General features: G+C 70.2%; 21 protein-coding genes and 1 tRNA gene. 10 read left to right on the forward strand and 12 right to left on the reverse strand.

Annotation, left to right across the window (positions count from 1 at the left end):
• Positions 1-105: 105 nt before the first annotated feature.
• Positions 106-2805 (reverse strand): DNA methyltransferase, encoded by a 2700-nt coding sequence (locus tag EXE41_RS11495; RefSeq protein WP_137691092.1) that lies wholly within the window; start codon positions 2803-2805, stop codon positions 106-108.
• Between the two features lie 101 nt (positions 2806-2906).
• On the opposite strand from EXE41_RS11495, the gene EXE41_RS11500 reads away from it, so the two are divergent.
• Positions 2907-3638 carry a hypothetical protein gene (locus EXE41_RS11500; protein WP_137691093.1) on the forward strand — a complete coding sequence of 244 codons (732 nt, stop codon included), beginning with the start codon at positions 2907-2909 and terminating at the stop codon, positions 3636-3638.
• 70 nt (positions 3639-3708) lie between these two features.
• Here EXE41_RS11500 and EXE41_RS11505 read toward each other — a convergent pair whose 3' ends face one another.
• Positions 3709-4713: a Gfo/Idh/MocA family protein gene (locus tag EXE41_RS11505; protein WP_086220054.1), complete on the reverse strand. Its 1005-nt coding sequence runs from the start codon at positions 4711-4713 to the stop codon at positions 3709-3711.
• 162 nt (positions 4714-4875) lie between these two features.
• Here EXE41_RS11505 and EXE41_RS11510 point away from each other — a divergent pair, with 162 nt between their 5' ends.
• Positions 4876-5487: a peptide-methionine (S)-S-oxide reductase gene (locus EXE41_RS11510; protein ID WP_137691094.1), complete on the forward strand. Its 612-nt coding sequence runs from the start codon at positions 4876-4878 to the stop codon at positions 5485-5487.
• A gap of 82 nt (positions 5488-5569) precedes the next feature.
• Here the strand turns inward: EXE41_RS11510 and EXE41_RS19655 are convergent, their stop codons facing one another.
• Positions 5570-5743 (reverse strand): hypothetical protein, encoded by a 174-nt coding sequence (locus EXE41_RS19655; RefSeq protein ID WP_241987236.1) that lies wholly within the window; start codon positions 5741-5743, stop codon positions 5570-5572.
• A 24-nt stretch (positions 5744-5767) separates the two neighbouring features.
• On the opposite strand from EXE41_RS19655, the gene EXE41_RS19660 reads away from it, so the two are divergent.
• Entirely contained in the window at positions 5768-6214 is a 447-nt protein-coding gene (locus EXE41_RS19660; protein ID WP_256370419.1) for an MBL fold metallo-hydrolase, read from the forward strand.
• 119 nt (positions 6215-6333) lie between these two features.
• A complete protein-coding gene (locus tag EXE41_RS11520) occupies positions 6334-6930 on the forward strand; it encodes a GNAT family N-acetyltransferase (RefSeq protein ID WP_199240877.1) in 597 nt (198 codons plus the stop codon).
• A gap of 55 nt (positions 6931-6985) precedes the next feature.
• On the opposite strand, the gene trpB is transcribed toward EXE41_RS11520, so the two are convergent.
• Positions 6986-8149, reverse strand: a complete 1164-nt coding sequence (trpB, locus tag EXE41_RS11525) for a tryptophan synthase subunit beta (RefSeq protein ID WP_137691096.1) — start codon at positions 8147-8149, stop codon at positions 6986-6988.
• 112 nt (positions 8150-8261) lie between these two features.
• Between trpB and EXE41_RS11530 the strand changes: the two genes are divergently transcribed.
• Positions 8262-9458, forward strand: coding sequence for a pyridoxal-phosphate dependent enzyme (locus tag EXE41_RS11530; RefSeq protein ID WP_137691097.1), 1197 nt, complete (start codon positions 8262-8264; stop codon positions 9456-9458).
• Positions 9459-9523: 65 nt separating this feature from the next.
• Here EXE41_RS11530 and EXE41_RS11535 read toward each other — a convergent pair whose 3' ends face one another.
• Together EXE41_RS11535 and EXE41_RS11540 are read right to left on the reverse strand one after the other, a co-directional pair.
• Entirely contained in the window at positions 9524-10726 is a 1203-nt protein-coding gene (locus EXE41_RS11535) for a redox-regulated ATPase YchF (protein WP_049929363.1), read from the reverse strand.
• Positions 10727-10833: 107 nt separating this feature from the next.
• Positions 10834-11091: a hypothetical protein gene (locus tag EXE41_RS11540; RefSeq protein WP_086215571.1), complete on the reverse strand. Its 258-nt coding sequence runs from the start codon at positions 11089-11091 to the stop codon at positions 10834-10836.
• 118 nt (positions 11092-11209) lie between these two features.
• Here EXE41_RS11540 and EXE41_RS11545 point away from each other — a divergent pair, with 118 nt between their 5' ends.
• Positions 11210-11752, forward strand: coding sequence for a universal stress protein (locus tag EXE41_RS11545; RefSeq protein WP_049929361.1), 543 nt, complete (start codon positions 11210-11212; stop codon positions 11750-11752).
• A gap of 25 nt (positions 11753-11777) precedes the next feature.
• Here EXE41_RS11545 and EXE41_RS11550 read toward each other — a convergent pair whose 3' ends face one another.
• Positions 11778-12767, reverse strand: a complete 990-nt coding sequence (locus EXE41_RS11550) for a biotin--[acetyl-CoA-carboxylase] ligase (protein ID WP_049929360.1) — start codon at positions 12765-12767, stop codon at positions 11778-11780.
• 77 nt (positions 12768-12844) lie between these two features.
• On the opposite strand from EXE41_RS11550, the gene EXE41_RS11555 reads away from it, so the two are divergent.
• Positions 12845-13228: a 2Fe-2S iron-sulfur cluster-binding protein gene (locus EXE41_RS11555; RefSeq protein WP_049929359.1), complete on the forward strand. Its 384-nt coding sequence runs from the start codon at positions 12845-12847 to the stop codon at positions 13226-13228.
• 138 nt (positions 13229-13366) lie between these two features.
• Positions 13367-13930, forward strand: a complete 564-nt coding sequence (locus tag EXE41_RS11560; RefSeq protein WP_086215568.1) for a hypothetical protein — start codon at positions 13367-13369, stop codon at positions 13928-13930.
• A gap of 60 nt (positions 13931-13990) precedes the next feature.
• Here the strand turns inward: EXE41_RS11560 and EXE41_RS11565 are convergent, their stop codons facing one another.
• The gene (locus EXE41_RS11565) at positions 13991-14926 is read right to left on the reverse strand and encodes a DMT family transporter (protein ID WP_086215567.1); all 936 of its coding nucleotides are present in this window, start codon (positions 14924-14926) and stop codon (positions 13991-13993) included.
• Positions 14927-15109: 183 nt separating this feature from the next.
• Here EXE41_RS11565 and EXE41_RS11570 point away from each other — a divergent pair, with 183 nt between their 5' ends.
• Positions 15110-15592 (forward strand): Lrp/AsnC family transcriptional regulator, encoded by a 483-nt coding sequence (locus EXE41_RS11570; protein WP_049929354.1) that lies wholly within the window; start codon positions 15110-15112, stop codon positions 15590-15592.
• A 7-nt stretch (positions 15593-15599) separates the two neighbouring features.
• Here EXE41_RS11570 and EXE41_RS11575 read toward each other — a convergent pair whose 3' ends face one another.
• The 3 genes from EXE41_RS11575 to EXE41_RS11585 form a co-directional block, all read right to left on the reverse strand.
• Complete coding sequence (locus EXE41_RS11575; protein WP_049929353.1) at positions 15600-16124, reverse strand: phosphate-starvation-inducible PsiE family protein; 525 nt, start codon at positions 16122-16124, stop codon at positions 15600-15602.
• Positions 16125-16202: 78 nt separating this feature from the next.
• Complete coding sequence (gene gatE, locus EXE41_RS11580; protein WP_137691098.1) at positions 16203-18086, reverse strand: Glu-tRNA(Gln) amidotransferase subunit GatE; 1884 nt, start codon at positions 18084-18086, stop codon at positions 16203-16205.
• A gap of 560 nt (positions 18087-18646) precedes the next feature.
• Positions 18647-18731, reverse strand: a tRNA-Leu gene (locus EXE41_RS11585).
• Positions 18732-18915: 184 nt separating this feature from the next.
• On the opposite strand from EXE41_RS11585, the gene EXE41_RS11590 reads away from it, so the two are divergent.
• Positions 18916-19476: a DUF420 domain-containing protein gene (locus tag EXE41_RS11590; protein WP_086215564.1), complete on the forward strand. Its 561-nt coding sequence runs from the start codon at positions 18916-18918 to the stop codon at positions 19474-19476.
• 20 nt (positions 19477-19496) lie between these two features.
• On the opposite strand, the gene EXE41_RS11595 is transcribed toward EXE41_RS11590, so the two are convergent.
• A complete protein-coding gene (locus EXE41_RS11595) occupies positions 19497-20201 on the reverse strand; it encodes a halocyanin domain-containing protein (RefSeq protein ID WP_137691099.1) in 705 nt (234 codons plus the stop codon).
• Positions 20202-20282: the final 81 nt, after the last annotated feature.

Below are 20282 nucleotides of genomic sequence, written 5' to 3' on the forward strand. Positions count from 1 at the left end.
CCGACACGGGGTTAAACCATCGTACTGGAGACCGAGATCGGGCCCGAGCCTCGTTGAGAGCCCGGTCGACGACGCCGGTTCGCGTCGCGGGCGGGGCTCGCCGAGTCAGGGCGGCGTCGTCGCGAGTTCGAACAGCCGTTCTTCGCCCCGCTCCGCGGGCGACCGGCGCCCGCCGAGGAGCTCGATCAGCTTCGAATACGTGAGACACCGGAACGGGTTGTCGTCGGTCAACTCGTCGAGGGCGGGCTGCGTGACGGCCTTCTCCCATCGATCGTATCGGTTGTCGGGGACGACGGACACGGCCCCGGGCGTCGCACCGGTTTCCGCGTACGCGTTCCCCATGCGAACGATTCCGTCCTGCGGGTCCGTCGAGTGCTCCACCTCGAACATCGCGACCGGCGTCTCGCCGTCGAACCAGATCAGGTCGACGTTCCTGAGCCGCTCGCGAACGGTGTCGGAGAAGTCGCCGGGTATCCGCAGCCGCGTCTGCGTATCGCGGAGGACCTCGCTGCGATCGGTCTCCGGGTCCCCGATCCACGCGTCGTAGCCGACGGACTTGCCGAACTCGGCGAGTCGGTTGATGATCCGGTCGTGGTCCAGTTCCAGTTGCTCGCGCTGCGTTTCCGTGTCGACCAGGCCCTCCTCCTCGGCCAAGGTGTTTCCGGCGAGCGTCTGCTGGTACGAGTCGCGTCGCCGCCAGTAGGCGACGCCGTCTTTCTCGACCGGCTCAGCGGTCGACTGTAACACGTCCAATATCTCTTGGTTCTCCGGCGTCTGCGCGTCCTTGAGGCTCGTGAAGATCCGCGAGAGGATCTCGTCGAGCGTGGCGGCGGACCCCTCCTTCCCCGCGTAGACGGATTCGATCAGCCACCTGATGCGGCGCTGGAGCGGGATGTACTCGACCTCGTCGGTCGCCGCCCAGTCGGCGGTCGTCCACGCGTCGCCGTCGGCGGTGCGTTCGAGGTAATCGTCGAAGAGGCGGCGATAGTCGAAGTCGCGCACCTGTTCGGAGTGCATCCTGTTGTCCTCGATGAGCCGCAGCGTCACCCCGCGGACCAGCTGATCGTACGTCGCGCGGCCGTCGTGGAGCCGGATGACGCGCTTCGCCTCCTCCAAGATGGACTCCCGGACCGCCTGAATGTCACCGAAGTCCAGTTCGGGCTGTTCCCGGGTCTCCGGTCGCCGGAACGTGATGTAGATGTCGCCGTTCATCGTCCCCGGCTTCCGGCGGTTGATCCAGTTCGTGTACTCCTGTGCGGGAACCTGATAGACCGCGTCGACGTAGTCGAACCCGGCCTGCTGGATCGCGTGCATCAGGGAGTTCCAGTATTTGAGTTCGCTGCTGTGGAACGTGACCGTCAGATGTCCGCCGCTCTCGAGCACTCGGAACACCTCCTCGAACGCCGCCGCGAGCATCTCCTCGTAGCGCTCCCGCGGCTTCTCTTGGCGCGGATTGACGACGATTTCGTCCTCCCAGTTGACGCTGCTGTCCAGCCAGCTGTTCGCCATGTAGCTGAGCTCGAAGTACTGGACGGCGTCGCCGTACTCGGGATCGGTGAACACGTACTGTACCGACTGGTCGTCGACCGGGAGGTCGCGCGCGTCTCCCTGGATGAACCTCCCTCGGTCTCCCACGGGGTCGCCCCCGTTCAGTTCGTCGTTCGCCTCGCGCATGCCGTCGAGCACGGTCGAGAACCGGTTCCGGAACGCGTGCGCGACGTTGAGTTCGAGGTTCTCCGGGTGGATGACGTAGTTCTTCGCCGCCCAGCCCTTCTTGTTCGGCCGCTGCATCCGGCTCACGTGTTCGAGAATGGCGACGAAAGTGAGCAGGAGGGCGTCGACGACGGTCCGGTCAAATTCCTGTGTTTCCAGCCGGTGTATCTCGTGCCGGAGGATAGACAGCGCGATCAGATTCCGGTCGGTGAACAGCTTGTCGACGCGCTCGGTCCCCGGACGACTCGTGTAGAAGTCCTGTCCGTTGGGGTACACCAGCTCGTTGTCGGGGTAGTAATAGGGGGGCGAGAGCTCGCCGATCCGGTCGAGTTTGGCCTCGTCCGCCTCGTCCAGCGGGACCGTTTCACTCGCGTCGCACTCCGGACAGACGTACTTGTGCTCGTTCGGAACGTCCTCCTCGATCCGGATGTACCCGTTTTCGAACAGCCGCTGGTTGATCGCCCGCGTTATCTCCGACTTGCGCGCGTCGCCGAACTCGTCTAAGTCGATGCGCTCCACCAACGCGTCGTGCGAGAGGCGCTCGGCCTCGCTGAGCTGATCGTAGATTTCCGTCGCGAGGGCATCGAGCGTCCCGTCGCCGGATATCGGCTCGCTCGCTTGCCCCGGACTGGGCGAGTACACCCGAGTCGCGGTCGTTTCGAGCGTCCGCGCCCGTTCGTGGCCGCAGTTCCGGCACGTCGTCTCGTAGAGCCACCGGAATGACCGCTGCGCGTCGCCGTCGGCGCCGCCGACCTCGTGGCGCCGGTACCGGAGGTTCTCCATGACGGTGTCGAACCCGTCTTCGAGTTCGTCCAAGTCCACGTGAGCGGCGGTCGTGCGGGCGATGTGGCGGAACAGCGGGTTCAGGTCGTTGTAGATACCGCGACGGTCCGCCCGGAGCGCCTCCAAGGCGGTGACGCCGCTCCCGGAGAACGGGTCCAGCACCGTCTCCCCCTCGTCGGTGAACTGCTCGATGTAGCTCGTGACGAGGTTCTGTGGCTTCCGCCCCCAGAACCGAACCATGTTGTACATCGGTGTGTTCGGCGAGGAGACGGCGTGTTTGGGGGGCTCCGTGATATCGTCCGCAGGCATATCGATCGGTTACCGGGGGGAGGTAGCTGCCGGGGATAAGGGCACCGCCTCACGACCGGCGATATCTCTATAAGATAGCTGACTGTTTAGACGGAACGTCGATGGACATCACGACGGAAACGATAGACTGCGACGGGCATGGCGGCTTCGACTGCGTTCGGTATCGGTTCGACTACGGCGGCGAGGACCGCGCGCTGCTCGACGAGCTACGAGACGACGGGGAGCGTCTCGCTGAGGGCTCCGACGGACGGATGGCCCGGGACAGCTCCCGCGGCAGGTCAGCCGACACGCAGAGCGTCGACGGTATCTCGGGAGTGCTGGCGGAGTGGGTGTGGAAAGACTGGCTCACCCGAACGGCCGAGCGGCGCGACACGGGCGCGGACGTGTTCCAAGACGACGAGTGGGACATCCCACAGGAACAGGTCGACATCACCGTCGACCGCGGCCGCGGCGAGAGCGCCGCCGTGGAGGTCCGGTCGTCGTTCCCCTACACGGGCGCGGAGAAGGCGGTGTGTACCCACTTCGACATGATTGGCTGGTACAACAACGAGGTGAAGAAACGCGAGATACGGAAGGACTACTACGTCCGCGTGTTGTTCCCGTTCCACAAGAGTAACTTCTGGACGGAGTTCGAGTCGAACTCCTTCGACGTCTACCTGGCCGGGGGTGCGCCCCGAGCGATGCTAGAAGACAGCCCGCACGCCGAAGACAAGCCGTTCACGCCTCACTGGGACGACTCCTCCGACGGTGGCCAACGGGGGACGTACCGGGTGATCAGCCCGATCGCGAACGCGATGGACACGCCGGCGATCACCGACGAGATCGTCGCGTAGGCGGGGCGAACGTCGAACCGAGCGCCACGGCCGCCGGAGCGACGGCGATCTGCACCCCAAGCGATCCGAGTCAGAGGTCGATCGGAGAACCGTTCGCGGCGCTCTCCGACAGCGCGTCGAGGATCCGCATGTTCGCAACGGCCGACGCGCCGTCGGTCACGGGGGTCGCGTCGCCGGCGACGCGGTCGGCGAAGTGCTCGACCTGAAGCCGGTACTGATCGACCGCCGGGAACGTCTCGACCCCGCGACGGCCGTCGATCTCGTACTCCAGTTCCAGCCGCTCGTCGGCCGGGGCGTCGAAGGCGTTCTCGACCGCGACCCACCCGTTCGTCGCGTCCACGCGGTACCGCTCGACGTGGCGGGTGTCGAACCCGGAGGCGACCCGGGCCGACCGGCCGTCGCCGTACGCCAGCACGCCTGCGAGTTCGGTGTCGACGCCCGCGTCGCGGGTGTCCCCCGTGTGGGCGTACGCCCGGTCGGGAGCGCCGAGGACGGTGCGAGCCAGCGAAACGGGGTAGCAGCCGACGTCCATCAGCGACCCGCCGGCGAGCTCCGGGTCGAGCCGAACGTCGTTCGGGCGGTCGGACAGCGGGAACCGGAACGTCGCGGTCACCGTGCGCACGTCGTCGAGTTCCGTCGCGGCGAGCTCGACGGCGCGCTCGGTCCGGGGGTGGTACCGGTACATGAACGCCTCCATCAGGGTGACGCCGCGGCGGTCGCAGTGGTCGGCGACCGCTCGCGCCTCGGCGGCGTCGGCGGCCAGCGGCTTCTCGCAGAGGACGGCGAGCCCGGCGTCCGCGGCGCGTTTCGTCCACTCACCGTGGAGCCCGTTGGGGAGCGGGACGTACACCGCGTCGATGGCGTCGTCGTCGAGCAGTGCCTCGTAGGTGCCGTAACTGCGGGGGATCGAGTGGCGGGCGGCGAACGACGCCGCGCGGTCAGCGTCCCGGGACGCGACCGCGCCGACGGCGTGGTCGCTCGCGGCGATCGCCGGGACGACGGCCTTGTCGGCGATTCCCGCGGTCCCGAGGACGCCGAATTCGAGGCGGGCCGGATCGGTCGAGTGAGCGCTCATGTCCGCCGCGACGCGGCCCCACCTCAAGTGGTTTGGGTCCCGGCCGAACGAGACGCTCGACGTGGGGCGGCGCGCAATGTATCCGTCTGCGAGCCCGAGACACGAGCGATGCGGTCCGACCCGCGAACCGCGCTCCGGCGGCTCTACAGACAGGTGGCACCCATGGAACTCACACGAACACAGGTACGCGAGTACGACCGCCGCGCGGCCGACGCCGGCGAGACCGAGACGGCGACGTTCGGCGTCGGCTGCTTCTGGGGCCCGGACGCGCAGTTCGGCGCGGTGGAGGGCGTCGTCCGCACCCGCGCGGGGTACGCGGGTGGGACCAAACGTGACCCGACGTACCACTCGCTGGGCGACCACACGGAGGTGGTTCAGGTCGATTTCGACCCCGAAACGATATCGTACCGGGATGTGCTGGAACGGGTGTTCGCGGCGCACGACCCGCGGCGGCAGTCCCGGAAGACGCAGTACCAGAACGTCGTCCTCGTCGAGCGCGCGGCCCAGCGGGAGGCCCTCGACGAGTTCCTCTCGGCGCGGGGACTCACCGCCGACGGGATCGACACGCGCGTCGAGCGGCTGTCGCGGTTCTCTCCCGCGGAGGACTACCACCAGAAGTACAGGCTCAGGTCCGCCTCGTCACTAATTGAGTCGTTCGACGCGGCCGGATACGACGGCGCCGAGCTGCGAGAGTCGCCGCTCGCCGCCAAGCTGAACGGGTACGTCGCCGGACACGACGTGAACGTCGCCGAAGAGCTCCCGGCGCCCGAGTGAGTCCGTCGAGGCTCGCCCGCTCGAACTCGATCGGCGACCAGCGTTCGCCATGGAGCTCGCGCCGGGCGTACGCGCACTCCCGCTACACGTATCGCTGGACGGCCGGGAAGCGACACTCACTCCCACCGCGGTCGAGACCCCGCAGGGACTCCCCCTGATCGACGTGGGCCTGCCCGACGAGGTCGGCGTCCTCGGAGACGCGCTCGCGGACAAGGGGTTGTCCCTCGACGACGCGCGGGGCGTCCTCGTCACGCATTAGGAGCTCGACCTCGCCGCCTGTCTGGCGGCCGTGGTCGACCGGACCGGCGCCGCCGTGTTCGCCCACGAGGCAGAGGCCCCGTACCTGGAGGGCGACGAGGAGCTCGTCAAGTCGAGCGAGGAGCGGCCGACGGTGATCGAACTGGCGACCGTCGACGTCCGCCTGACCGGGGGCGAGACGTTCGCGACGGCGGCCGGTCCGACGGAGGTCGTCCCGACCCCCGGCCACAGCCCGGGGCACGTGTCGGCGTACTTCCCCGACGCCGAGCTGCTCGTCAGCGCCGACGCGCTCACCGTCGCCGACGGCGAACTCGCCGGGCTCAGCCCGGAGATGACCCCGGACCTCGACACCGCGCTGGAGAGCGTCGCGGTCCTCGCCGACCGGGACGTGGCGGAGACGGTCTGCTTCCACGGGGGCCACGTCGAGGCCGGGACGGAGCGCCTCGAAGAGATCGCTGGCGGTGAGTAGGGTCGACGCGCTGAGCGCGGACGCGTCGAGCGCAGATGTGCGGTAACGTCGACGCTCAGAGAGCGAGCGCGCCCCCCGCGATCCGTGTCTTCAAGCCGGACGCGCCGTCACGGTTCGTCGTGGACGCGAACGAACTCTCGCTCCGGCCGTACGACCCGCGGGACGACGCGGCCGTGTGGGCGCTTCACGAGTGGGCGATGCGGGAGACCGGGGTCGACCCGTCCGACATCCCCGGCACCGACGACCTGCGGTCCGTGGCGGCGTCGTACCTCGACGCGGGGGGCGCGTTCGTCGTCGGCGTCGTCGACGCCGTCGACGCCGACCAGTCGCCGGACGATCCGTCGCCGGAGCGGCAGTCGGTGGATTCGGCGGCGTCACGGGCCCCGGACCAACTGGCGACCCACGACGGGACGCTCGCCGCGATGGGCGGCTACGTGCCCAACGAGGCCGGGCACGGCGACGAGCGCGACCGCCCCGGCGCCGCGGAGCTCCACCGGATGCGCGTCGCGCCGCCGTACCAGCGGCGCGGCTACGGACGGGCGCTGCTCGACGAGCTGGAGCGGCGGGCGGCCTCCGGTGGGTTCGAGACGCTCCTCGCGACGACCTCGACGCGCCAGCCCGCGGCGCTCGACTTCTACGCGAGTCGGGGATACGAGCGGACGGACACCTCGACCGCCGGCGCGTACGAACTTGTCCACTTCGAGAAGGAGCTCTGAGCGCCGCGCCGGAAGGGGTCAATCGGGCGGGAGAGTCTCGCCCGGAGAGGTGACCTCACCCGGAGAGATCGAAGTGCTCCGCCGCCGTCTGCATGTCCTTGTCGCCGCGCCCGCAGAGGTTGACCAACAGCGTGTCGTGTCGATCCTCCTCGGCGAGCTTGGCGGTCAGCGCGAGGGCGTGGGCCGGCTCCAGCGCCGGGATGATCCCCTCGGCCTCGCTCAGTTCGCGGAACGCGGCCAGCGCCTCGTCGTCGGAGACCGCGTGGTACTCCGCGCGGCCCATCTCCTGAAGCGCGGCGTGCTCCGGCCCGATGGCGGGGTAGTCGAGCCCGGCGGAGACGGAGTGGTTCTCGGTGTCGTCGCCGATCGTCTTCGTCTTCATCCCCTGGAAGATCCGCGGCTCCTCCTGTTTCGTCTTCGAGAGCGGGGCCGAGTGGTTCGCGTCGTCGGTGCCGCCCGGCTCGGCGCCGTAGAACATCACGTCGTCATCCTTGAACGCGTGCCAGAGGCCGATCGAGTTCGACCCGCCGCCCACGCAGGCGACGCACGCGTCGGGGAAGTCGCCGTGGCGCTCTTGGATCTGCTCGCGGGCCTCGGTCCCGATGACGGACTGGAACTCGCGGACCATCCGCGGGAACGGGTCGGGCCCCACGACGCTGCCGACGAGGTAGTGCGTCGAGTCGACGTTCTCGGCGAAGTCCTCTAACGCGGCGTCGACCGCCTCCGCGAGCCCCTCGTTGCCGCGGTCGACCGGCTCCACGTCCGCGCCCATGAGGCGCATCCGGAACACGTTCATCTCCTGTCGCTGCATGTCGTGCCGGCCCATGTACACGGTCGTGTCGAGGTCCAGCAGGGCGCCGACCATCGCCGTCGCGGTGCCGTGCTGCCCCGCCCCGGTCTCCGCGATCAGGCGGTCCTTCCCGGCCCGCTTGGCCAGCAGCGCCTGCCCGAGCGTGTTGTTGAGCTTGTGCGCCCCGCCGTGGAGGAGGTCCTCGTGTTTGAGGTAGATGTCCGCGCCGTACCGCTCGCTGAGCGTCTCCGCGTAGAAGACGGGCGTCGGCCGCCCCGCGAAGTGTTCGAGCAGGTCACGGAACTCCGCCATGAACTCGTCGTCGGCGACGGCCTCCTCGTAGGCCGCCGCCAGCTCCGCCAACGGTTCCTCCAGCGGTTCCGGGACGTGTCGGCCGCCGAACTCGCCGAACTCGCCTGACGTACCCATGCGTGACCGGTGTGGCCGCGACTCAAAAAAGACGAGGGAACCCCCGGGCGCTGCCGCGGTCGCGGCGCCCGCCCGTGACCAACGATTTGTGTCGCGACCGAGACCGTGGCGTATGGAACGACTGGTCTGTTACGACTGCGGCGAGACGTACCCCGCCGGCGAGGCGGCCCGCTGCGCGTGCGGCGAGCCGCTCTGGTTCGACACGCACGGGACCGGGTTCTCGTGGCCCGAGGCGAGCGGCGGCGGTGGCCTGCGGCTCGGGCGAGACTCCCTCTGGCGGTACGAGCCCGTCCTACCCGCGGCGACCGTTCCGAGCGGCCTCGCCGCGGCCGCCGGGGGCACGCCGCTGTTCCGCGCGCCGTCGATCGAGCCGGCGGACGGGCCGCGGGTCCACCTCAAGGTCGAGGGGACCAACCCGACGGGTAGCTTCAAGGACCGGGGGACGGCCGTCGGGATGGCCCGCATCGACGGCCCGGTCGGGACGGTCTCGCACGGCAACATGGCACTGAGCGTCGCCGCGCACGCGGCGGCGCTGGACCGGGAGGCCGCGATCCTCGTCGCCGAGGACACGCCGGACTCGCGGCTCGCGATGATCGCCCAGCACGACCCGCACCTGTTCCGGGTCCGGGGGGAGTACGGGCGGCTCTACGAGGACACGCTCGACCACGACCTCGGGGTCGCCTTCCTCAATTCCGACGCCCCGCTCCGGGTCGCCGGCCAGAAGACGGTGGCGTACGAGATCTGCGAGGCGTTCGCTCCCGACGCGCCCGACGCGATCGTCCTGCCGGTCAGCAGCGGCGGACAGGCGAGCGGCGTCTGGAAGGCGCTCCGAGAGCTGGACGCGGCGGGAGTGCTCCCGTCGATCCCGCGGATCTACCTCGCGCAGGCCGCCCGCTGTGACCCGATCGCGCGGGCGTTCCGGCGGGGAGACTCCCGCGTCGAACCCGTCGCGGGCGAGCCGACCGCGGCCGTCTCGATCAACAACGCCGACCCGCCGAGCGGGAACCGCGCGCTGGCCGCCGTCCGGGCGACAGACGGCGGCGTCGTCTCCGTCTCGGAGGAGTCGATGCTGGCCGAGACTGACCGGCTCGCGGCCGACGCCGGAGTCTCCGTCGAGCCGTCGTGCGCGGTGGCGACGGCCGCCGTGCGAGAGCTTGCCGCGGTGGGCGAGTTCGGCCCCGACGACGACGTGGCCGCGATCCTGACGGGGTCGGGGTACAAGTACGGAGCGACCGAGGTCGAGGGCTTGTCCGTTCGGGAGGTCGACCGGGCCGACGTTCCCGACGCGGTCCGCGATATCGTATCGTGACCGGCCGGACGCACAGAGGTCGTTCGGAAGAGCGGCCAGCGGGGTCGGCGGCCTCGTCGGAGCGGCTACGGCGCGGCCTGCTTCGTCGAGACCAGTTCGATCACGTCGCGGTGGGAGAGCTCGCGGTCGGTGCCCACCTGCCGGCCGCTCCGGCAGTCGGTGCCGTGGAGCAGCCCCTCGCCGATGTCCGAGTGGATGTGGTACGCGAAGTCCTCCGTCGTCGACCCCTCGGGGAGGATGAAGCAGTCGCGGAAGACTCCCTTCTCGTCTTTGCTCCCGTTCGCGGAGCCGGGGAAGACGGCGATACAGCCCAGCACGTCGAAGACGGCGGACTCGAGCGCGCCCTGAACGCCCGTGCCGTCGTACTCGTCGACGAACTCGGCGATCTGGTCGAGGCCGGCCTTCTGCTCCCCGGAGACGTCGCCGACGACCTCGAACGCGTCGTCGCCGGGCGTGTAGTCGACGACGCCGGCGTCGTCGGCGTTCTTCAGCGCCTTCTCCGCGTGAGCGCTCGCGGGGACGAACGAGAGGTGGTCGTAGTCGGGGTCGGTCGTTATCTCCGCCCAGTTCGCCTGCGCCTCGGGGGTGTCCATCTTGTTGGCGGCGATCACCATCGGTTTCGTGCGCTTGCGGATCTCGCGGGCCAGTTCGACTCTGTCCGTCTCGTCCCAGGTGTCCGGATCGAGTTCGAGCCCCTCGGCGAGGATGACGCGCTTCATCCGGTCCTTGTCGATGCCGAACGCGGACATCTGGTCGGCGAGCTCCTCCTCGATGGCCGCGTTCGCGCCGTGATACCGCGTCTCGAACTTCTCTAAGCCCTTCTCCAACACGTCGAGGTACCACGCGTCGAGCTCCTCCTCTAAGAAGTCGATGTCCTCACGGGGGTCGTGGCCCTCGGTCGCCTCGCCCTCGATGTCGGTCTTCCCCGAGAAGTCGACGACGTGGATCAGCACGTCGGTCTCGTTGAGGTCGGTGAGGAACTGGTTGCCGAGCCCGCGGCCCTCGTGGGCGCCCGGGACGAGCCCGGCCACGTCGACCAGCTTCACGGGGACGAACCGCGTCCCTTCGCGGCAGACGCCGACGCTCGGCGTACAGGTCTCGTCGAACTCGGGCGCGGCGCAGTCGACGCGGACGTACGCCTCGCCGACGGTCGGGTCGATGGTTGTGAACGGGTACGCCCCCTCCGGTACGTCGTTCATCGTCGCGGCGTTGAAGAACGTCGACTTGCCCACCGAGGGCTTGCCGACGAGACCGATCCGATAGCTCATTACCACCGCTGCGCGGCGCGGCGCCAAAAGCGATGCGAGACGCGCCGTGACGTGGGGATCGGTGACGAGGGAGGGGGCCGGCCGCGAGCCGTCGCGGGAGGCCCGATCTACGCGTCGCCGTCGGACTGCCCGGGCTCCCCGAGCGCCTCGATCGGGAGGACGTTCTGGAGCGCGGCGTGCGCGTCGGCGGCGCCCTCGAACCTCGCCTGGTCGACCTCGGCCAGGAGGTCGCCGAGGTCGGCGTCGCCGTCGGCGAACAACACCGTCGTGCCTGCGAACGAGTCGGCGAGCGCTCCGCGGTCGGCGGGGTACGCGCGGTCGGCGAGCCTCGATTCGAGGCGGGAGCGGTTGATCTCGTCGGACATACCGACCCGTCGTGCGAGAGAGGATAAGCGCGCGCTCGGCCCGGACGCCACCGGACGGCGGCGAGAAACCGGCAAGAACAAAGGGTTATCCGTCCCGGCATTCATGCTACACGTGAACATGCCCCTATACGACCGGATTCTGGTCCCGACCGACGGCTCCTCGGAGGGGGAGTTAGCGGTGTGTCACGCGCTCGACCTCGCCGCGGTCCACGGGGCGTCGGTGCGCGCGATATACGTGGTCGACACCGCGCGGTACGCCGGGATGCCGATGGAGACGACGTGGGAGGGGGTGGGCGACCTGCTGTACGACGACGGCGAGGCGGCGCTCGAGACGGTGTGCGAACTCGCCGCCGACCGCGGCGTCGACGTCGAGACGTCCGTCGTCGACGGCTCGCCGAGCCGCGAGATCATCACCCACGCCGAACGGACGGGCTGCGACCTCGTCGTGATGGGGACCCACGGGCGCGGCGGGATCGACCGCCTCCTCCTCGGTAGCGTCGCCGAGAAGGTGGTCCGGGGGTCGTCGGTGCCGGTGTTGACCGTCCGGATCGGCGACGACGAGGACGCGGCGACCGCGGGCGAGACCGCGACCGCGGGCGAGACGGGCGCCGCCGGGGCCGACGCGGACGGGTCCGTCTCCGACGCGACGGAGACGGGGTAGCGAGCCGCGGCGTGTCGGCTGGGAGTCAGGCCGCGTCGCGGAGGTGTTCGCAGTCGCCCGCGTGGACGCGCCGCCGGCCCTCGTCGGTGTCGACCACGAGCGCACCCGGCTCCGTCACGTCGACCGCGGTGCCCTCCACGACCCCCTCGGCGGTGTCGACCCGGACGCGCCGCCCGAGCGTGCTCGCCCGCTCGCGCCACGCGGGGAGAACCTCGTCGAGCGCGCCGGGCGAGGCGGTCAGTTCCGCGTAACGTTCGAGCAACGTCGCGGCGAACCGCCGCCGGTCGATCGGGCCGCCGCGCTCCGCCGAAAGCGACGTCGCGCCCGCGGGCAGCGTCTCGGGGTCGAGGTTGGCGTTGACGCCGACGCCGACGACGAGCCAGCCGACCCGGTCGGCCTCCCCCTCCATCTCCGTCAAGATTCCCGCCAGCTTCGGGCCGCCGCGGCCGGGGGCGGCGGGATCTGGCACTTCGGAGCCGCTTCCGTCACCCCCGACGAGCACGTCGTTCGGCCACTTGATCCGCGCGTCCACGCCGGCCTCGCGGGCGGCGTCGGTCGTCGCCACCGCGGCCGCGAGGGTGAAGAGCGGCGCCCGCGCGGTCGGCACGTCCGGCCGGGTGAGGACCGACAGCCAGACCCCGCCGCTCGGCGCGACCCACTCGCGGTCGAGTCGGCCGCGGCTCCCGGTCTGTTCGTCGGCGACTACGGCGACGTCGGTCTCCCCTTCTACCGCGAGCTCCCGGGCCCGCTCGTTCGTCGACGCGATCCGGTCGTGATACTCCACGGAGTAGGGTGCGTCGAGGCCGAACGCGATCCCCGGTCCGGAGTACCCCGGCTCGTCGGGGGCGACGTACCCCGCCGCGGTCGACTTGACCGCGAACCCGTCCTCGCGGAGCCCCTCGACCGCCTTCCAGACGGCCGCCCGAGAGACGCCGAGCGACTCAGCGAGGGCGGGCCCGGAGACGGGGCCGTCGTCGGCAGCGAGGGCGTCGAGCAGCGCGCGCCGCGTGTCCATGTCGCCCGTTCCGACGCCCGGGCCGAAAGCCGTTCCGGGTCCGGGACGCTTTGTGTGCGGCGCGCGAAGGGACGCCGATGACCGAGGACGAACCCGACGAGGACGCCGGCGGACGGTCAGGGAGCGGGTCCGAGACGGTCCCGCTCGTCGTCGTCGACGGCGACGACCGCGTCGAACTCGCCGTGGAGCGCGGTCGCAACCTCCGGCGGGTCATGCTCGACGCCGGCCTGTCGCCGTACGCGTCCGCGACGCGCCGGCTCAACTGCGGGGGGCGGGGGATCTGCGCCACCTGCGGCGTCCGCGTCCGAGAGGGGCCGCCGGCCGACCAGTGGCACGACCGCCTCGCCGACCGGTTCGGCTACCCGCGGCTCTCCTGTCAGATCGCGGTCGACCGCCCGATGACGGTCGCGCTCGTCGACAAGCGCGTGTGGGGCGGGCGGCGGTCGGGCGGCGACGGGTAGCGGCCGCGACCGCGCCGGGCCACACCGCGTTTCCGGTGAAACGGCGAACGGTAGCGCGTGGCACGCGACCGCGCGCGGAAAGCGTGACGACACCGCTCGCGGCACAAAAGCCAAGTCCGCGGGCCCGAACGGTCCGGTATGCAACCCTCCAAGGAGCGCGAGTCGTCCGACGACCCGATGGACGACCTCGACGACCTCCTCGACGACGACCTCGCGGGCGGCGAGGGAGAGTCAGAGGCCGACGCCGGCGGGGCCGCGAGCGCCGAGCCGACGGCGGGGAGCGAGGCCGGCTCCGGGGACGCCGGCCGGGTCGGCGTCTCGGGGCGGTGGTTCTCGGCGAAGGCGTTCGGTCTCGCGCTCGTCGCGGTCGCGGTCGGCGTGTTCGTCGGCGGCCTGATCCCGCTCATCGGCGGGACGATCGGGACCGCGGGCGGCGTGTTCGTCGCCGCGTTCCTGCTCGGCCTTGTGCTATCGGCGCGCCGCTACGTCGAGACCGGGACCGCCGGCGCCGCCGCGGGCGCGGCGAGCGCGGTGACGAGCGTCCTCGGCGTCGGCTTCCTCCCGATCGGGATCGACTACCTCTCGCAGTGGGGGCTCCCGCTCGTCGCGGTCGGCGGGGGCGTCGGGCTGGTGCTCGCGCTGCTCGGCCACTACTTCGGCCGCGACCTCCGCGCGGGGCTGAGCCGAGACGTGGAGGGGTGAGTCGCCGAAATCCGCGAGGGGTGAACGACCGGAACCCGCGAGAGGCGTCTCCGTGAGCCGCTACTCTCGCAACCGGTCGACGCCGACGTAGTCGGCGATCTCGCGGCGCTCTAAGACGAGGAAGCCGGCGAGGATCGCGACGAACCCGATCAGCGCCTCGGCGTCGACGAGGTGACCGAGCAGGGCCCAGCTACCGACCGCGGCGACGACGGGCTCGGCGTAGCCGACGAGGTGGAGCTGCGACGGGCCGACCGCGTCGAGCAGCGCGAAGTACAGGAGGAACGCGACCACGCCGGAGAGCAGCGTCAGATACGCGAGCGAGGCGATCGCCGTCTGGTTCCAGGCGATCGCGGCGGGCGACTCGCCGATCGCGGCGGCCGCGACGAGCAGCTGCCCGGCTCCGATCACCATCGCCCAGCCCTGAAGCGCGGCGATCGGGAGGTCAGTGCGGAGCGGGCGCAGCAGGACGGCGCCCAGAGAGAAGGCGGCCGCGCCGGCGAACGCGAGCGCGACGCCGACGACCGCCGCGCTGCCCAGCCCGGCCGCGGCCGGGTCGGCGATCACGGCCACGCCGATGACGCCGAGCGCGAACCCGCCGATTTCGACGGGGCCGAGGCGTTCGTTCGGGAGGAGCACGGCCGCGAAGACGGCAGTCAACACCGGCGAGAGGCTCACGACGACCGCGGCGACCGCGCCGGAGATCCGGATCTCGCCGAGGTAGAGGAACCCGTGATACGCCGCGATCACGAACGTGCCCGCGACGGCGACGCCGAGCCACTCGTCGCGGCCCCGCGGGATCCACCGGTCCGCGGCGACCGCGGCGTAGCCCAGCACGACCGCGCCGGCGACGACGTACCTGACGCCGGCGAACAACAGCGGCGGGAAGTAGTGGAGGCCGGCCTCGATCGCGACGAAGGACGTGCCCCAGAGCGTTGCGAGCAGCAGGAACGCGGCGACGACCGCTTCCGGAGTAGAGAGGAGGTTTCTGAGATTCACTGGTTATGAATTCGAAAGACGCAGACGTAGTTAAACTATTCTCTCGGATAGTGCGTTATTCGAAACGAAGAATCAGACATACGAATTAGATCCGATTCGAGCCCCGAACGGCGCCGACATCTTGGAGTATCCTCCAACCCTGTCGGTCGACATATACAACCGGTCGGGGGTCGATCCGGGGGTATGGACGAGCGCGACGTGCGGCTGTTGAAGGCGATATCCGATCTCGGTACCGGGAGCCCGGAGCGGCTCCACGAGGAGACCGGGATTCCGGTGTCGACGATCCACTACCGACTGAACAACCTCCGGGAGGACGGCGTCATCGAGAACGACCTGTACGACCTCGACCACGAGGCGCTCGGGCTCGGCGTCACCGTCATCGTCGAGGTGCTCGCGAGCTACGAGGGTCCGTACGAGGAGTTCGCGGACGAGCTGCTGGCGGTGGAGGGCGTCACGGAGGCGTTCTTCACGATGGGCGAGACGGACTTCGTCGTCCTCGCGCGACTCTCCTCGTCGGACACCGTCGAGCGGCTCATCAGCGACTTCGAGGCGATCCCCGAGGTCGAGCGCACGAACTCGACGTTCACCATCGCGGCGCTGCGCGACGAGCCGCGCGCGCCGGCGACGTACGACCTCGACACGTTGATCGAGGAGCTGACCGAGTGACGGCGGCTCACTCGGGCGTCAGCGAGGCGCCGACAGAGCGCTCGACGTACAACAGCAGCACGAGCCCGAGCATTACGGTCCCGTAGGAGACGGCGGCGAACAGCGCGTCCTGCGTCGAGGGGTACTCGGTGGTGCGGAAGATGATCACCTTCCGGACCATCGCGATGACGCCGGTGTAGATCACCAGCCTGACGATCCGCCTGGTGTCGCTCTGTTCGATGTACGCGACGACCGTCTGGTACACCTCGACGATGATGAGCAGCAGGAGGCCCGTCTCGATGAAGCCGATGACCACTTCCGGGTTCGTGATCTCTCCCGTCGGGACGGACTCAACGATCTGGATCGCGAGGTCGACGACGCCGATACCGAACAGGAGCGCGAACAGCGCCGCGGCGGCGAGTTCGACGGCGTGAACGAAGCGGTTCGTCACCTCCGAGACGCGGCCGCTGACCGTCTGCGTCTCGGCCGGGTCGGGCGCGCGGTCCGACGCGGACGAATCGTCCGACTGGTCGACCACAGGCGAGTCTGCCATCAGATGACCCTCAATTCCGATAACGGACTCGCGCCACGTAAAGAGGGGGCCTAACCGGTGTGGGACGCGCGGAACGCGTTACGAGCGCTTGCCGATCTCCTCGCGAAGCACGTCGGAGACGACCTCCCCGTCGGCCTTCCCGCGGAGCGCGCCCATCGCCTCGCCCATCAGCCCGGAGAACGCCCCCATCCCCTCGGCCTCGATCTGGTCGGCATTGCGCTCGACGACCTCGACGACCGCCTCGCGGACCTCCGCCTCGCTCACGCCCGAGAGGCCCGCCGCCTCGACGGCCTCTCTCGCCGTCAGATCGGGGTCCTCGGCGAGCGTCGTCAGCACCTCGGGGACGCCCTCCTTCGCGAGGTCGCCCGACTCGACGAGGTCGAACAGCGCGAGGAAGTGGTCGTCGGTGAGGTGCTCGACGGGCGCGCCGTCGCGCCGGATCTCCGTCGTCGTCGACTCCAGCGTCGTCGCAGCGAAGGTGGGGCCGACGCCGCGGTCGACCGCCGCCTCGAACAGCGGGAACCGCTGGCCGAACGCGACCTGCTCGGCGAGCCCGGCGTCGAGGCCGAACTCGTCGGCGTACCGTTCGGCCTTCTCGTCGAGGAGTTCCGGCGTCTCCACGTCCGAGGGGTCCGGTTCCACCGGCGGCACGTCCGTCTCGGGGTACATCCGCGCGGCGCCCGGGAGCGGGCGGAGGTAGCGGGTCGTGCCGTCGTCGTTCGCGCCGCGGGTCTCCTCGGGGACGCCCTCCATCGCGGCCTCGGCGCGCTCCGCGGCCGCCTCGATCGCGAGGTCGGCGGTCTCCGGGTCGGCCGCGACGATGGCGACCGCGTCCGCCTCGCCCGCGCCGACCGCATCGCGTAGCGCGTCGACCTCCGCCTCGGTGACGCCGTACGCCGGCAGTTCGTCGGTGTGGAAGATGCCGCCCGCGCCGTGGCGCTTCGCGTGGTCCGACAGCTCCGTGCCGAGCCGGCGGTCGGGCTGGAGTTCGCGGCCAACGAGGCCGTCGAACCCGAACAGCGGGACCGCGGTGACCTTCCCGCCAGAGTCGAGCGCGCCGCGGATGACGCCCGACTCGGTGTCGGCGAAGACGTCGGTCGCGTCCGTCACGTCGCCGACGCTCGCGTCGCGTTCGCGGAGTTCGTCGCGGATTTCGAGCAGCTCCGCCTGTCGGCCCACCTCGCCGCGGACGATGTCCTCGATCCCTTGGAGGTCCTGAACGCCCTTCACCTCGACGCGCGCGCCGTCGGCGATGGAGACGTTCACGTCCTGCCGGATGGTGCCGAGTCCGCGCTTGACCGCGCCCGTCGAGCGAAGCAGCATCCCGATGCGCTCGGCGGCCTGCCGCGCGCCCTCCGGGCTGCGGATGTCCGGGCCCGTCCCGATCTCGACGAGGGGGACGCCGAGCCGGTCGAGCGAGTAGACGACGCCGTCGTCCGTCTCTTCGACGCGCTTCGCGGACTCCTCTTCGAGCATGAGGTCGACGACCGACACCGACCCGGACTCCGTCTCGATCTCGCCGTCCTGCCCGAGGAGGATCGAGCGCTGGAAGCCGGAGGTGTTCGAGCCGTCGATGACGAGCTTCCGCATGACGTGCGCCTGGTCGACGACCGAGAGGTCGAGCAGGTCGGCGATCTGGAGCGCCACGGAGAGCGCCTCGCCGTCGACGCGGCGGGGCGGCTCGTCGTCCTCCTCGACGAGGCAGGTCGTGTCGTACGCGAGATAGGTGAACTCGCGGTCGACGCGGCTCTCTTCCATCGCGGCGTCGTCCAGCTCGCCCAGTTCGCTCTTCGTCGGGTGGAGCTGTCGGGTGATCGACCGGTCGGACTCGTCGGGGTCGCGCTCGACGGTCGGGGAGTCGCAGAACAGCTTGGTCTCGGTGTCGAGCTGCTGGTGGATCTCCAGCCCGGCGACGAGCCCCAGTTCCTCGTAGTCGTACTCGGGGGTCGCGTCCGTACTCATTACGCCACACTCCGACGGCGCGCGACTAAAAGGGTGGCAGTTCGCGCGGGCGAGGCGACAATCAGCAACAAACAGCCGATGCGGTGGCGCGTGCCTGCGATCGACCGCCCCCGGCGGCCGCGAAGCCAGCACGCGCGAGGGAGTCGGTGGTCCGGAGCGAAGCGGAGGACCACCGACAGGGCGAGAGCCCCGCTCTCGCTTACAACCGGAGGTCGTCCGGTGACGAGGCTGGGGAGGCGTGAGGCGCGGTGCTGTGCTGGGCGGGACTCGAAGGGGCAGTCGCGAGGGCGGCGCAAGCGACGTAAGCACCGTAGTGAGTGAGCGAAGCGAACGAACGAGGAGCGCAGCGAGCGTGCGCCGCCCTCGCGACTGGGGCTTTGGAGGTGGTCGCCGCCGGTCCACGAGTAACGATTTATAACCGAGCGGCCGGGGCTTTGGGGCAGTTCACGACCGCAGCATTCCGATCGTAGTCGTCACTTCTCACGTAGCATCGAAAGGAATTGTGCGTGGGTGCTGTCGTAGAGACAACACCGGCATCGGTGGGGGTGTGCCCCGAGCGATGCGTGGGACCGGATTTGAACCGGCGGACCTCTACAGGACAGCGCCCTCAACGCTGCGCCGTTGGCCTGGCTTGGCTACCCACGCTCGCGGTGTTCTGTCGCGTCTCCACGTACCCTGTCCCCAATTAAAAGCCCTTCCATTCGAGAGAGCCGTGCCGGGGTTTCGCAGACCGGCGGGCGGCGCGCCGCCGTCCCGATCCGGCGACCGCGACCGGAACGCGTCGACCGCAACCGGCACGCGTTTGGGGGTCGCGTCCCTCCGTCCGGGCATGTCCGACTGGGCCCGCGAGAACGTCTCCGTGTTGACCGCCGTCGCCTCCGGCGTCGCGCTCGCGCTCGTCTTCGGCGCGGTGGGCGGCGTGATCCCGAGTTCGCTGCTCCCGCGCGCGAGCGACGCCGTCCTCGCCGCGATCCCGCACTTCAACGCCGCCGTCTCCGCGACGGCGATCGCAACGATCCTGCTCGGCTGGCGGGCGATCTCCCGCGGGAACGTGACGCGTCATCGGAACTTCATGGTGACCTCGTTCGCGCTGTTCGCCGCGTTCCTCGGGGCGTACCTCTACCGACTGATCCACGTCGGCACCACCGAGTTCCCCGGGCCGGAACTCGTCTACTCGTACGTGTACCTCCCCTTCCTCGCGATCCACATCCTGCTCGCGATCGTCTGCGTCCCCTTCGTCTTCCACGCGCTGTTCCTCGCGGCGACGCGCCCGTACGCGGACCTCTATCAGACGCGGCACTCGCAGGTCGGGTTCGTCGGCGCCGTCCTCTGGCTGATCTCCTTCACGATGGGGATCGGCGTGTACCTGCTGCTGTACCACATCTACTGAGGAAAGACGCGAGAAGAGGACTACGCGTTCCGCTCTGCCTTCTTGTGTGCCGCGTAGAACAGCGGGACGAGCAGCGCACCGGCGAAGCCGAACCCGAGCGCCAGCGTTCCGATGTCGCTCGCGGAGAGACCGCCGTCGGACCCGCCCGAGTCGCCGCTCCCGGAGCCACCGTCGCCGCCGTCGCCGCCAGAGCCACCGCCGCTGCCGGAGCCGCCCTCGGCCTGCGGGTCGACGAGGTCGTCGTCGACGGACCCGACCGCCACGACGCCCTTCATTCCGACCGCCCGGTGGGGTTCACAGAGGTAATTGAACGTGTCGCCGTCGCTCGCGTCCTCGAAGGTGTACTCGAAGGTCGTGCCCTCCTCCGAGACGGGCGAGCCGCTGTCGAACGTGCCATCGTCCGCGACGACGTTGTGACCGCCGCCCTGTCCGGTCCACTCCCAGACGACGGTCGCGCCCGGGTCGATGAGGATGGCGGCGGGGCCGAAGCGGAGCCCGTTCTCGCCCGCGCCGACCGAGACGGTGACCTCGTCCTGCCCGCGGTAGTCGTGAGTACCGTCGTAGTTGCTGACGCCCTCGAGCCACCCGTCGTACTGGGCGGCGGCGGTCCCGCTTCCGGCCGCGACCCCCGCCGCGACCGCCGCTCCGGCGGCCCCGGCGCGGAAGAATCCGCGGCGGCTCATCGACGCGGCGTCGTCCTCGGCGGCGTCGGTGTTCCCTGTCATGCTCGCACCTCTGACCGTGATCGTATTTAAGCCCCCGATACGTTCCGAGCGGGCGGCCCGGCGGCGAACGTGTGCGGGGCC

It is taken from the genome of Halorubrum sp. SD690R, from assembly GCF_005435035.1.
Classification (GTDB): Archaea; Halobacteriota; Halobacteria; order Halobacteriales; family Haloferacaceae; genus Halorubrum; species Halorubrum ezzemoulense.